Source organism: Photobacterium satsumensis (assembly GCF_050336935.1).
GTDB lineage: Bacteria > Pseudomonadota > Gammaproteobacteria > Enterobacterales > Vibrionaceae > Photobacterium > Photobacterium satsumensis.
Window position 1 is genome coordinate 105,374 of record NZ_JAKJSK010000013.1, and the last position, 12,038, is coordinate 117,411.

12 protein-coding genes are annotated in these 12,038 nt (G+C 48.9%); 3 read left to right on the forward strand and 9 right to left on the reverse strand.

What is annotated here, in order from left to right; translation table 11 throughout:
* Positions 1-2: 2 nt before the first annotated feature.
* Positions 3-923: a flagellar motor protein MotB gene (locus L4D79_RS23580; RefSeq protein WP_428655018.1), complete on the forward strand. Its 921-nt coding sequence runs from the start codon at positions 3-5 to the stop codon at positions 921-923.
* Positions 924-1,152: 229 nt separating this feature from the next.
* Positions 1,153-2,601 (forward strand): tRNA uracil 4-sulfurtransferase ThiI, encoded by a 1,449-nt coding sequence (thiI, locus tag L4D79_RS23585; RefSeq protein ID WP_428655020.1) that lies wholly within the window; start codon positions 1,153-1,155, stop codon positions 2,599-2,601.
* Between the two features lie 153 nt (positions 2,602-2,754).
* Here the strand turns inward: thiI and yajL are convergent, their stop codons facing one another.
* The 9 genes from yajL to L4D79_RS23630 form a co-directional block, all read right to left on the reverse strand.
* Positions 2,755-3,378, reverse strand: a complete 624-nt coding sequence (gene yajL / locus L4D79_RS23590) for a protein deglycase YajL (protein ID WP_428655022.1) — start codon at positions 3,376-3,378, stop codon at positions 2,755-2,757.
* Positions 3,368-4,282 (reverse strand): 2-dehydropantoate 2-reductase, encoded by a 915-nt coding sequence (panE, locus tag L4D79_RS23595; RefSeq protein WP_428655024.1) that lies wholly within the window; start codon positions 4,280-4,282, stop codon positions 3,368-3,370. The genes yajL and panE overlap by 11 nt, the downstream gene beginning before the upstream one ends.
* Positions 4,283-4,392: 110 nt before the next feature.
* Positions 4,393-5,232 carry a nucleoside-specific channel-forming Tsx family protein gene (locus tag L4D79_RS23600; RefSeq protein WP_428655026.1) on the reverse strand — a complete coding sequence of 280 codons (840 nt, stop codon included), beginning with the start codon at positions 5,230-5,232 and terminating at the stop codon, positions 4,393-4,395.
* Between the two features lie 307 nt (positions 5,233-5,539).
* Positions 5,540-6,349 carry a nucleoside-specific channel-forming Tsx family protein gene (locus tag L4D79_RS23605; RefSeq protein WP_428655028.1) on the reverse strand — a complete coding sequence of 270 codons (810 nt, stop codon included), beginning with the start codon at positions 6,347-6,349 and terminating at the stop codon, positions 5,540-5,542.
* A 361-nt stretch (positions 6,350-6,710) separates the two neighbouring features.
* Complete coding sequence (locus L4D79_RS23610; RefSeq protein ID WP_428655030.1) at positions 6,711-8,084, reverse strand: AmpG family muropeptide MFS transporter; 1,374 nt, start codon at positions 8,082-8,084, stop codon at positions 6,711-6,713.
* A 177-nt stretch (positions 8,085-8,261) separates the two neighbouring features.
* Positions 8,262-8,624, reverse strand: coding sequence for a hypothetical protein (locus tag L4D79_RS23615; protein ID WP_428655032.1), 363 nt, complete (start codon positions 8,622-8,624; stop codon positions 8,262-8,264).
* 48 nt (positions 8,625-8,672) lie between these two features.
* A complete protein-coding gene (locus tag L4D79_RS23620; protein ID WP_428655034.1) occupies positions 8,673-9,227 on the reverse strand; it encodes a peptidylprolyl isomerase in 555 nt (184 codons plus the stop codon).
* Positions 9,227-9,796, reverse strand: a complete 570-nt coding sequence (locus tag L4D79_RS23625; RefSeq protein ID WP_428655036.1) for a YajG family lipoprotein — start codon at positions 9,794-9,796, stop codon at positions 9,227-9,229. The genes L4D79_RS23620 and L4D79_RS23625 overlap by 1 nt, the downstream gene beginning before the upstream one ends.
* A 64-nt stretch (positions 9,797-9,860) precedes the next feature.
* Entirely contained in the window at positions 9,861-10,991 is a 1,131-nt protein-coding gene (locus L4D79_RS23630; protein ID WP_428655038.1) for a methyltransferase, read from the reverse strand.
* Positions 10,992-11,140: 149 nt separating this feature from the next.
* Between L4D79_RS23630 and bolA the strand changes: the two genes are divergently transcribed.
* Positions 11,141-11,455 carry a transcriptional regulator BolA gene (gene bolA / locus L4D79_RS23635; protein ID WP_428655040.1) on the forward strand — a complete coding sequence of 105 codons (315 nt, stop codon included), beginning with the start codon at positions 11,141-11,143 and terminating at the stop codon, positions 11,453-11,455.
* Positions 11,456-12,038 lie beyond the last annotated feature (583 nt).

The following is a 12,038-nucleotide window of genomic DNA, read 5'->3' on the forward strand; positions in this document are numbered from 1 at the left end:
TGATGGAAGAAGAACATAAATGTCCCCCTCCGGGGCTACCTGCGTGGATGGGTACCTTCGCCGACTTGATGTCATTGCTGATGTGTTTCTTTGTTCTGTTGCTGTCATTTTCTGAAATGGATGTGCTGAAATTCAAGCAGATCGCTGGCTCGATGAAATTCGCCTTTGGCGTACAAAACATGCTGGAAGTGAAAGACATTCCCAAAGGGACCAGTGTGATTGCCCAGGAGTTCCGTCCTGGCAGGCCAGAGCCGACGCCCATTGAGGTGATCATGCAGCAGACCATTGACATGACTCAGCGGACCTTGGATTTCCATGACGGCGATTCAGAGCGTGCGGGAGGCACTAAACGCGATGCCGGCAAGGTGACTGGCGGTCAGAGCGCTGAAGTGGCAACCCAGCAAAATCAGAATAACGAATCGGAAATGACCGAAGCCCAAGAGCAGCTACTGGAAGTGCTTAAGCAAGCCTTGAACCGCGAAATGGATGAAGGGGCCATCGAGGTGGAGAACCTCGGTCAGCAAGTCGTCATTCGGATCAAGGAAAAAGGCGCCTTCCCTGAAGGGTCGGCTTTCTTGCAGCCTAAATTCCGTCCGTTGATCCGGCAAGTTGCCGATTTGGTGAAAGATGTTCCCGGGGTGGTCAGGGTCAGTGGCCATACCGACAACCAGAAACTGGACTCTGAGCTCTACCGCTCCAACTGGGATTTATCTGCCCAGCGCGCAGTGTCGGTGGCACAGGAAATGGAGCAGGTCGATGGGTTTGATCCCCAGCGTCTGCGCGTGGTCGGGCTGGCAGGCACCCAGCCTCTGAATGAGAACGCGACGCCGGAAGAGCGCAGCGCCAACCGACGGGTCGAAATTTCGATCATGCAGGGTGAGCCGCATTACAGCGAGGAAATCTCCACTCGCACCGTGCAATAGTGCCAAATAGGCTATTCAATTAAGGTCGGTTCCATCACAGGAGCCGGCCTTTGTTTTATGAGGTCACAGCAACTGGCTAACGACAAATGAAAATATGCCTACACTATATTTAAGCTCCTTGAAGTTACTTAGGTATAAATATCCTTGTTTCAGCAACAGCCTGCTTGCTGTATAATCCGCGCCTTTCAGCCTTTTTGGTATTGTTTGGCCCAGTGTAGCGAAGCGTGTTATGAAATTTATTGTTAAACCCCATCCTGAGATTTTCGTAAAGAGTGAATCTGTACGTAAGCGTTTTACCAGAATCTTAGAATGTAACATTCGCATTATCCTTCAGCGTTCATGTGAGTCTATTGCGGTGATCAATCGCCGCAGCCATATTGAAGTGGTGCCAAAAGACGACAGCCAGCGTGAAGCGATACTGACGGTCTTGACCCAGACTCCGGGTATCCACCATGTGCTGGAAGTTAAGCAAACTGACTTCACCGATTTGCACGACATCTACGAGCAGACTCTCGCGCATGTTGGTAACACTCTAGAAGGCAAAACCTTCTGTGTTCGTGCTAAACGTACCGGTAAGCATGATTTTACCTCGATCGAGCTTGAGCGTTATGTGGGCGGTGGCCTGAACCAGGCTGTTGAGTCGGCATCGGTGAAGCTGAAGAACCCGGATATGACTGTCCGTGTTGAAGTACAAAATGAAAAACTGAACCAGATCCTTGCCCGTCACAAAGGCTTGGGTGGCTTCCCGCTGGGGACTCAGGAAGATGTATTGAGCCTGATTTCTGGTGGCTTTGATTCAGGTGTATCAAGCTACCTGCACATCAAGCGCGGCAGTAAAGTGCATTACTGCTTCTTCAACTTGGGCGGCCCAGCGCATGAAATCGGTGTTAAGCAGGTTTCACACTTCTTGTGGAAGAAGTATGGTTCATCCGCTAAAGTGAAGTTTATTGCGATCGACTTCGAACCTGTTGTTGGCGAAATCCTTGAAAACATTGATGACGGCCAGATGGGCGTCGTACTCAAACGTATGTTCATGCGTGCAGCGGGTATGGTTGCCGAGCGTTTTGGTATTCAAGCATTGGTGACCGGTGAAGCTCTGGGCCAGGTATCGAGCCAGACCCTGACTAACCTGCGCCATATTGATAACGTGACCGATACGCTGATCCTGCGTCCGCTGATCAACTGGGATAAAGAAGACATCATTGATGTTGCCCGTAAGATCGGTACTGAAGATTTTGCTAAGACCATGCCGGAATTCTGTGGTGTGATCTCTAAGAGTCCGACGGTAAAAGCGGTACTACAGAAGCTGGAAACCGAGGAAGCGAAGTTCGATTACACTGTTCTAGAGCGAGTGATTGCTGAGGCGCGTGTGATTGATATCCGAGATATTGAGAAAGAAAGCCAAGAGCAGGCACCGGAAATCGAACTGGTAGACCAGATCGAAACGGATGCTGTGGTACTGGATATCCGTAGCCCGGATGAAGAAGACGAGAGCCCGCTTGAGCTCGACAATGTCGATGTGAAGCACCTTCCTTTCTACAAACTGGCGACCCAGTTCGGTGATCTACCGCAGGATAAAACTTACCTGCTGTACTGTGACCGTGGTGTAATGAGCCGCTTGCAGGCGCTATACCTGAAAGAGAACGGTTTTGACAATGTGAAGGTCTATCGTCCGTAGACACCTCTAGGCCCTTGGAAAAGCAGGCCCTAGGAAAAGCGGAAAGAGCGAAGAGCTTGACGTGGTATAGCTACCAGTAAATGTTCTTCCAGGACCCAGAAAAAACGAGAGCTAAGGCTCTCGTTTTTTTATGTCTGTCGTTTTATACCTTGCTTATTTCCTTGGCAAAACGGTGTAGTGCATGTTCGGCCACACCACCATCGGCTCTGCGACCTCGGCCGATTTTTCCTTGCCGGCAAGGTGGTTGATGATCTCAAACGCGAACTCCATCGCGGTGCCCGGCCCTTGGCTGGTCAGCAAGCGGTTGTTGACGTCATAGACCACTCGCTTGGTGCGTAGTCGCTCTGTTGGAATGCGGTCATGGAAACTAGGGTGCGATGTCATCAGGGCTTCGGGGTAGAGCTGGTGGTGTTCAAGCACCAACGCTGGAGCGGCACAAATAGCAGCAACTAACTTGCCATCGTATTTGTGCTGTTTGACAAACTCAACCAGCAGCGGACTGTCGCGAAAGCATTCTGCCCCGCCAAGTCCACCCGGAAGTACCACGCAATCAAACGGTTCATCGGCAATATTGACCAAGGCCGTATCGGCAACCAGCTTGATCCCTCGCGAGCCTTCCATGATCAACGCCCCGTCGGAGGCTGCGCTGGCCGTTGTTACCGAAAAATTGGCGCGAACCAACATGTCGACAGTTGTAATGGCTTCCATCTCTTCCGTTCCCGGTGCAATGCATACTGCGACCTTGATTGGGTTCGGGCTGGTGCTGTCATTGGTCATGGTATTTTCTCTCCAATTCTTTTATAGCCTGCCACAGGCGATGGTTGTGGGGCACTTTAATGTTGTGTGCTGTCGCCCGGGCAATAAGATACCCGCTAATATAGTCGATTTCTGTCGGCCTTTGATGGCAGACATCCTGATTCATGGAAGAAAAGTTGCCAGCCGTTGCATTTATCACCGTATCGACCATCTGCCTGAGTTCTGGGGCGGTAACCGGATATCCCTCTGCGGACATGACCTCGGCGACTTCTTGGCAAATTGCCGTCAGCTCTGTATCAAATTCTGCCCGAGCCAGATCGCCATTCTTGCAATTGTGGAGGGCTGTCAGTGGGTTGATGGCGCAGTTGATGGCTAGTTTTCGCCATAGCGGCTGGTTGATATCTTCCTGCCATTGGCAAGGGGGCAAGACATCATTAAATATCTGGCCGAGTTGTTGGTACTGGATAGCATGAGGGGTAAGGCTCCCCAGCAATGTGGGGCCAATCCCGGTATGGCACACTTCTTTTTCATTTGGGCGGAACGCGGCCTGGGCTGTTGTCGCGTAAATAATCGGGTTATCGGGTAGTCGTTCCAACACGGTTTGCTGACTACCCATGCCGTTGTGCATGATAATTACCGCGGTGTCAGCTCTTAGGTGGGCTTTAACTGTTTGAATAGCGGCTTCTACCTGAAAGGCTTTGACGGTGACTAACACCACTTCGCTTTCAGCCAGCAAAGCGGGCTGGTTAGCTTCAAACACGAAGGAGCCTTCTGGAGTTATTAGGTTTGTCGCTTCAGTGCCTGACAGGTGAATAGCTAATTGTGGGCTATTATCACGCGTCCAGAAGTGGACTTGATGTTTACTGACGAGTTTACAGCCCCATAGCCTGCCAACGGCACCAGCCCCGATAATGGTAATGTTCACAACTTGCTTCCGTGTATACGCTTCTATAGTGCGATGATAACACTGATAGAAATAATGAGGAGAGTGTTCCGCTCTTCCTTGAGCGGGCGATAAGTAGGGGGAGCGAGGGATTAGAATTTATAGTTGGCTGAGAGGTAATGCCCGAATCCTGTGGTTTCACCAGCTACTCCGCCATCTTTAAACAGAGCCATGTTGTCATAGTACTTGAGGCCATAACCAAAGGCCCACTGCGGGGTGTGATAATAGATACCATTGAACCATTCCATCGAGGTGGTACTTCGGTTTGGGTCCTCAGTAATCTTCGATGCACCGAACTTGTAATCGAGGTAACCTTGATAGGTCACAAAATGACCGCTGGCAAAGGTGTACCAAGGCTTGAACCAATTGGTGGACACCATATAACCATCCCATTTCCCTTCATTAGCAGCACCAAAGTTCTCGCGAACATAGCGGGCGTAGGTGTTGAAACCCACCTTGCCAAACCAAGGTAAAACGATATCCGATCCCGGTCCTATATAGTGTTCAAACAAGGCATTATCACCGACATTGGTGACTGTTGAAATGTAGAGCTCTTGTACTGGACCGAAGGAAAGATCTTTACCTGTCATACCATCGATAGAGAAGCGGGGGGCAAATTTGAAGAAAAAGTTATCGGCGAAATCAACACTGCCTTGCGGCTTATTACGGTCAGAGCTACTTGAGTTAAATATGTCAAATACATCAAGATAGCCGTAGAGATCGAGCCAGCCGGATCGGCCGCCGAATTCCATTTCAAAGTAGGTGTCATCTTGAAATCCAAAAGGGATTTTGTTGTCGATACTTTGCATCAGGTTGAACGTTATCCATTTATAGTCGTTTTTGCGGATGTCGTCAGAATAATCGAGAGCAAAGCATTGGGTTGGCAGCATCACTGCTGCGCTGATACTCAAAGCGGTCAGGGTTTTATACATGATAGTGTCTCGCTAGCCATTTGCCATTGCCTGTGCGCACTGAAGGCCATGTTGTCTGGCGTAGTCCAGTGCTCATTAAAGGCTAGCGGAATAGTGCATGCCTGGTGCGTTGTCTTGTAACTGCGGCAAGGATCTTGCGTATGAAAATCTTAATGCTGGAAAAATGTGCCAGAAATGAACAACAAAGACAGGGTGTCTCGAAAGTAATTTCTATCTTAGATTTGAGAGGAAAGGTTTGAGGACAATATGTGAGGATTAAAAAAAGCACCCGAAGGTGCTTTTTTCTGTCAACTACGAGAGCTGTAACTTAGAACTTGTAGCCAAGGCTGAAGTAGTGAGCAACACCGCTAGACTTAAAGCCACTTGTGTCTTTGATACCGTAAACGTCTTTGTACGCTTTCAGGCCGTAACCCACAGAGTAGCGATCAGAGTGCCAGTAGATACCGTTGAACATTGCACCGCCGTTGCTTGCTGATGCGTATTCATCTTTCATGCCGAACTGGTAATCAATGTAACCCTGGTAAGAAATGAACGTACCGTTGTCTAGGAAGTAGAAAGGCTTGAACCAGTTGGTAGATACCTGGAAGCCGTTCCAGTCTTTCTGGTTCATGTCGTAAGTACCGTATAGGTTTAGGCCAATTTTGCCCAACCAAGGTACCATCACGTCAGAGCCTAGACCAACTTTATAGTTGTTTACACCGAAAGTGCCTTTCTCTGCGTTTGTTGTAACGCCATCCCAAGTCAGCTCAGTTGCAACGTATAGCTCTTGAACAGGACCGAAAGACAGGTCTTTGCCCGTAACTGCATCAAGAGACATACGCGGTGCAAACTTCATGAAGATTTTTGCATCAGCGTCAGCTTTGTCGCTGCTTGAATCACCAGTTAGGTTGAACACGTCAACGTAACCGTATAGGTCGAAGATACCTGAACGACCGCCGAATTCCATCTCTAGGTAATCGTGAGTTGATTCGCCTGGTAGTTCGTCAACAGCCATCATCAGGTTGAACTGAGACCAGCTGTAGTCGTTTTTGTGGATGTCGTCTGAGTAATCAGCCGCATTAACTGCTGGAACAGCAGAAGCAGCTAGAACGCTTAGTGCTACTAGTGATTTACGCATGGGGTGAACTCTCGCTAATTGTGTATTTAAGACCGGACTTTTGGCTGCCCGTGTTCTGTTGGCGGAGAGTTTATTGTTTTATGTCACCTTTGTGAATGTAACGATTGCGCAATCCTTTGCCAAATGTGATCTTGATCGTTTGTAATCGATTACAACTAGGGTTAAAAGTGATCTTTAGCGTGTTTTTTGTGCGTTTGATGGTAATTTTTCTGAACTAAGTGTGAAGGGGGCACTCTAAGCGCGGTTTTGCTATCCCAATTCGGGATGAAAAGTGTGAAAAATAAAAAAGGAAGTATTCCTGCTCAACAGAATACTTCCTTTAGGTGTTACCTGACAGTGGAAGAGCGCGTGATTGTGTTTGCTAATGGCTCTCTGCGGTAAGGGCGGTGCTGTGCCTGTTGACGATGTAGATCAAGCCCAGTACCGGCAGGCCGATGAGGGCAGTGGTAAGGAAAAAGATATTGTATCCGTACATGTCGACATACAAGCCTGAGAAGCCGGCAATGAATTTCGGGAACAGCAGCATAATGGAGCTAAACAGTGCGTATTGCGTGGCTGAGAAGGCCACATTGGTCAGGCTCGACATAAAGGTAATGAAAGCGGCGGTGGCAATACCGGCACTGAGATTATCCAATGAAATGACTAAGGTCAGCATCGGTAGGCTATTGCCGATATAGCTGAAAACCATGAAGGCCAAATTGGTGACGGCGGCGAGTACAGCCCCCAAGGCTAGGATGCGCATGGTGGAGTATTTGCTGACTAAGATCCCGCCAAGGCCTGCGCCCAGCAGTGTCATGATAACGCCATAGATTTTTGACACTGAGGCCACTTCGGTTTTGGTAAAGCCCATATCGACGTAGAAGGCGTTGGCCATGACCCCCATGACGACATCAGAAATCCGATAGCAACCGATCAAGGCAAGAATGAGCAAGGCTTGTTTGCCGTAACGGTCAAAGAAATCTTTAAATGGCATCACGGCAGCGGCATAGAACCAAGCAATGAGCCTTGCCTTGCGCGGTGAGGTCCCTTTGGCAATCAGGTTTTGGCGGAACTCTCGCTCAACATTATCGATGGCGGAGCTATCAATGGTCGGTTCATGGATACAAAGCGCAGTGACTAGACCGACCGACATCAGGCTTGCCATAATGAAATAGGCATACTTCCAGCCTTCAGGATCGTAGGCGGTATTCGAACCAAACCAAGCGGCAAATGCCAGTGCTCCAGCGCCTGCCATGATCATCGCGAGGCGATAACCGGTCATATAGGCCGCGGCCAGTGCTGCTTGCAATCGTTCAGAGGCCAACTCGATGCGGTAGGCATCAATCACAATGTCTTGTGATGCCGATGAAAAAGCCACAATCACCGCAAAAATAGCCAGTTGAAGCAAGTCGCCTTGCGGGTTGCTGACCGCCATCCCGACCAAGGAGCCAATGATCAGTAGCTGCGAGAAGATCATCCAGCCTCGGCGTCGCCCCAGCAGTGATGATAAGATCGGAATTGGGAAGCGGTCGATCAGCGGTGACCAGATCCATTTAAAGCCGTAGGCTAACGCCACCCAGCTGAAAAAGCCGATATCGGTGCGACTGACTTCGGCTTCACGCAGCCAGAAAGACAAGGTTCCAAACACCAGCAGTAAGGGCAGGCCAGAAGAGAAGCCCAATGCCAGCATGATCAGGACTTTTTTCTCTAGGTAAACTCGCCAGCCAAGTTTTTCATTTTCAATCGATTGCTCCATGGATCCCTCAGGTCGTTCTGATTTAGCAGCCAGTAGTATAACCTCAAGCGAGTTGGGTATACCCGCAAGCTACCGAGTAATTCAGTCAAAATACAGTAAAAAAAATATGAATAATGTATGTTTCTGAAACAAGGCAGGGTGAGATGGTGTGAAGGGAGGAAGCGATAAGGCGGGAGATTACGGACGAATACCCTGCATTTTTTCTTGCCGTTCACCGACCCCTAGCAGAAACTGTGCAGCTGAAGCCACTTTGTATTGCAAGAAGTTATTGCCCAGCAACTCATGCTCTTCCAACGATTCTAGCAAGTGGACTAAGTACCAGTAGGTGGACTCGTAGTGATCGTCAGGCGAGCCGGAAGGGACTGAGAGTAGCCACCATTCATGGAGGTGTTCGGTGACAGTGGTTTTCATGGCGTCGTAATTGACGTCGCCGTTGATGGTCCCCAAGGCACTGAGGGCAATAGCCGGAGCATGGTCGGCAATATGCTGGCTGATCAACTCAGCAGGGGCAGCATGTGTGGTAGAGATAAGTTTGAGCATAGCTGTCACCTGATCACAAGCTAATAATCAGGTGACACTAGCCTGTGTCTAATTTTTAATAATTTTGACACTTTCAATAACTATAGGCTGCTCAGGAACATCTTTCATACCCATAGAGCGGATAGTTGTAGTGGGAATTTCCGTCATTTTTTCAATAACTGGGAAGCCGCTCACAACTTTACCAAATACCGCATAACCCGGTCGGCTGCCTTGTGCATCCAAGAACGTGTTGGTTTGGTAGTTGATATAAAACTGGCGGGTGGCCGAGTCCGGATCTTGAGTACGAGCCATCGCGACCGTGGCTTTGGCATTACTCAGTCCATTGGTGGATTCATTTTTGATTGGCTCGTAGCCTGAACGACGCTTGAGATCTTTGTCGAAACCACCGCCCTGGGCCATGAACCCCGGAATAACACGGTGGAAAATGGTTCCTTCATAACTGCCATCTTCGACATAACGAAGGAAGTTTTCACTCGATACCGGCGCTTTCTCTTGTTCGAGCTCAATAACGAATTCACCCAGGTTAGTCGTGACAGATACTTGGGTTGCTGCACTGACGGGTAATGCTAGGCAAAGTAATAGGGTTGATAGCAAACGACGCATTATAGGTTCTCCTGCATATAAGCGTTCAATTCTGGATCAGCATAGATGTCTTTTAGTACCGCAGTGATCAAATTGTTCATGGATTGCTCCATATCCTCTACCGATGCACTCATTGCACCATTGCGGGCAGACTTGCCGGAATAACGTTTTACAAACTTGCCTTTTGGCGTTTCCACGACGAGTTGTAGTTGCAGCTTGCTGCTCAGTTCATGGCTTACTACGCTGTGCTTGACGTTGACCATCGCTTCAAGGATATCAAGGCGTAATGTCCCCTCGCTGTCTTCCGCAATGGTATAGCCTTGGGCGGTCAACTGGCGTGACAGGGCCTCTTCCATCGTGGAACGGAGGTTTTCGTTGCTGTGTAGCGGCTGGACATTTTCACGGCCACTGTCGACAACGGCAATGAACTGAGCGGTACGTAGATCACGGCTATCGAGATTCATGCTTTTGCCGTGTACCAGCGGCTGCGAGGCAATCACAGGTTCCGGATTGATGGAGAGCTGAGGCTCTGACGGGGCAGAGCAGGCCGTTAAGGCCAGTACGGAGGCAGCAACAAGAAGCTTCTTCATAGTCATTCTATCCTTGGGTAAAAGCGGGGGACTGCGCAGTTCCCCGTAAAAGTGATATTGTAATTTACTTATCTGATTGATAAACGACAAATTTGTTATTTTGGCTAATGACGGTGACATTGCCAAACAAACGTTTGAGCTTTCCGCCGTATCCTAAATGACGGTTACCAATCACAATCAGCTTGCCGCTGTCGCGTAGCACATGCTTGGCGTCGCAAAACATTTGCCAGGCAATATGGTCGGTAATCGCGGCTTGCTGGTGGAAGGGCGGATTACACAAGACTAAATCGGCGCTCTGGGCAGGAAAGTTGTCTAGGCAGTTGTTTACTTTCGCTGTGAGCTGCGATGGATTATCGAGGTTTGTCTCTGCATTCATGCGGGCAGAGGCGGCAGCCATATAGCTCTCATCGACACACACCACATTTGCCTGCGGATTAAGGCGAGCAGCCTTGATGCCGATCACACCATTACCACAACCGAGATCGATGATGTCCTGATACTGATTGCCATTTGGGATGTGTTCGAGCAGCAAGCGGGCACCGATATCCAAACTATCACTGGAAAATACATTGGCATGGTTGGCCAGCGTAATTTTATGCTCTGGGACATCCCACTGCTGCGGTGCAGGCAGTGGCTGAGCAAGCTCAGGGTTAGTCTGGCAGAAAATTAATCGGGCTTTTTTCACCGCGAGTGAGGTTTTGGTTTCACCGAGGTGTTTTTCGAACAGTTTCAAGGTCGAGGAGTGGATGTCTCGGGCCTTGGCTGCTGCAATAACCGTGCAATCAGCAGGCAGCGATTGACAAAGTTGCTGTAGTTGCCATACCAACAAGCGGTTGTTTTTCGGCAGCTTCATCAACACCAATTGTGGATTTTCTGGTAAATCAGCCAAGCAGTCGATGATATTGCTTTCAGGCAGCTGATTCTCCGCAAGGTTGGCCATACAGCCCTGCGCCGAGATGAAAGAGTCAGTGACAGTTGTGACCTTACCGTCATTGGCAAACCAGCAGCTAAGTGCCCCGAAACTGTCGTTCAGGATCAGGATAGGGCGCGCTGGGTCGAGGGTGATATCAGCCTCTTTGACGTGGTTGATCAGGTACTCGTCTGCTGCGTCCCATGCCTGCAGGGTTTCGTTGTTCCTTGCTGGGTATCGCTGCAAGATCAGCGTACGCTCATGAAGGGTTAGCTCTGGTTTCATTAACGGTTACTTTACGGTATGTTTACTCATTGGCTGGTATTTTCGCAAAACCAGCCACTACTTAAAACAAATTTTATGTCAGTCTTTATATTACTACCGCACATAAGTCGCCGTCGCAGTGTTGATATTTCCGTGGGAGAAGGTACATCATGATCCAAGAACGTATAAAAGATAAACTACAGCACGCGTTCTCGCCCCTTCATCTTGAGGTGATCAATGAGAGTTACATGCACAATGTACCGGAAGGCTCAGAGAGCCATTTCAAAGTGATTGTGGTCAGCGAACAGTTTGAGGGAATGCGCCTTATCGGCCGTCATCGTGCCGTGAACACGACCTTGGCTGACGAGCTAGCCAACCATATTCATGCTTTGGCGATCCACACTTATACCGAAAGTGAGTGGCAGAGCCAGCAAGAGGGGGCGCCAGCATCGCCGTCATGCCGTGGTGGCAGTAAGCTAGGCTGACTGCCAGCTGAATTAGAGCAGAAACCGCAACGCTTGCGGTTTTTTTTGCGCTGAAGTTTGAGACTTGGCGCATCATTTCTTTAATCAATTTCGTACTATTGCAGAGATACCACCTATTATACTCAAGCACCTTTAAACCTAAGCACCTTGAAGTTACTTGGGGATATTGGCTTGGTTACGTCATTACGATGATAAATCGGCCCGTAACTTTGCTTTTGGTGTCTATAATTGGGTCTGTCGGTTCGCGAAGCGAAAGGTTGCCACTAAAACATAAAACGAAAACAAATGGCAGCGGTATGGACCAAACCGAATGGGCTGGTGAGCCTAACCTTGAATAAATTTAGGATAATTGTCCTTTTTTATGGTGGAAATGACAGCACCGGCAAGAGGTTACTGAATCTTGAATGTTAACAGTGATTAACATCGCGACATATTTGAAACATATAATAATGGGGCATTTTGCCCCATTGTTGTGACTGTATAGTAGTTGTTGGTTTTTTATTAACTAACTGGTGCTGATGCGAAAAAAATGATAATCGCTTAGGATTGTCACTTTTGTGTGTCAGTTCAAAATAATGACCCA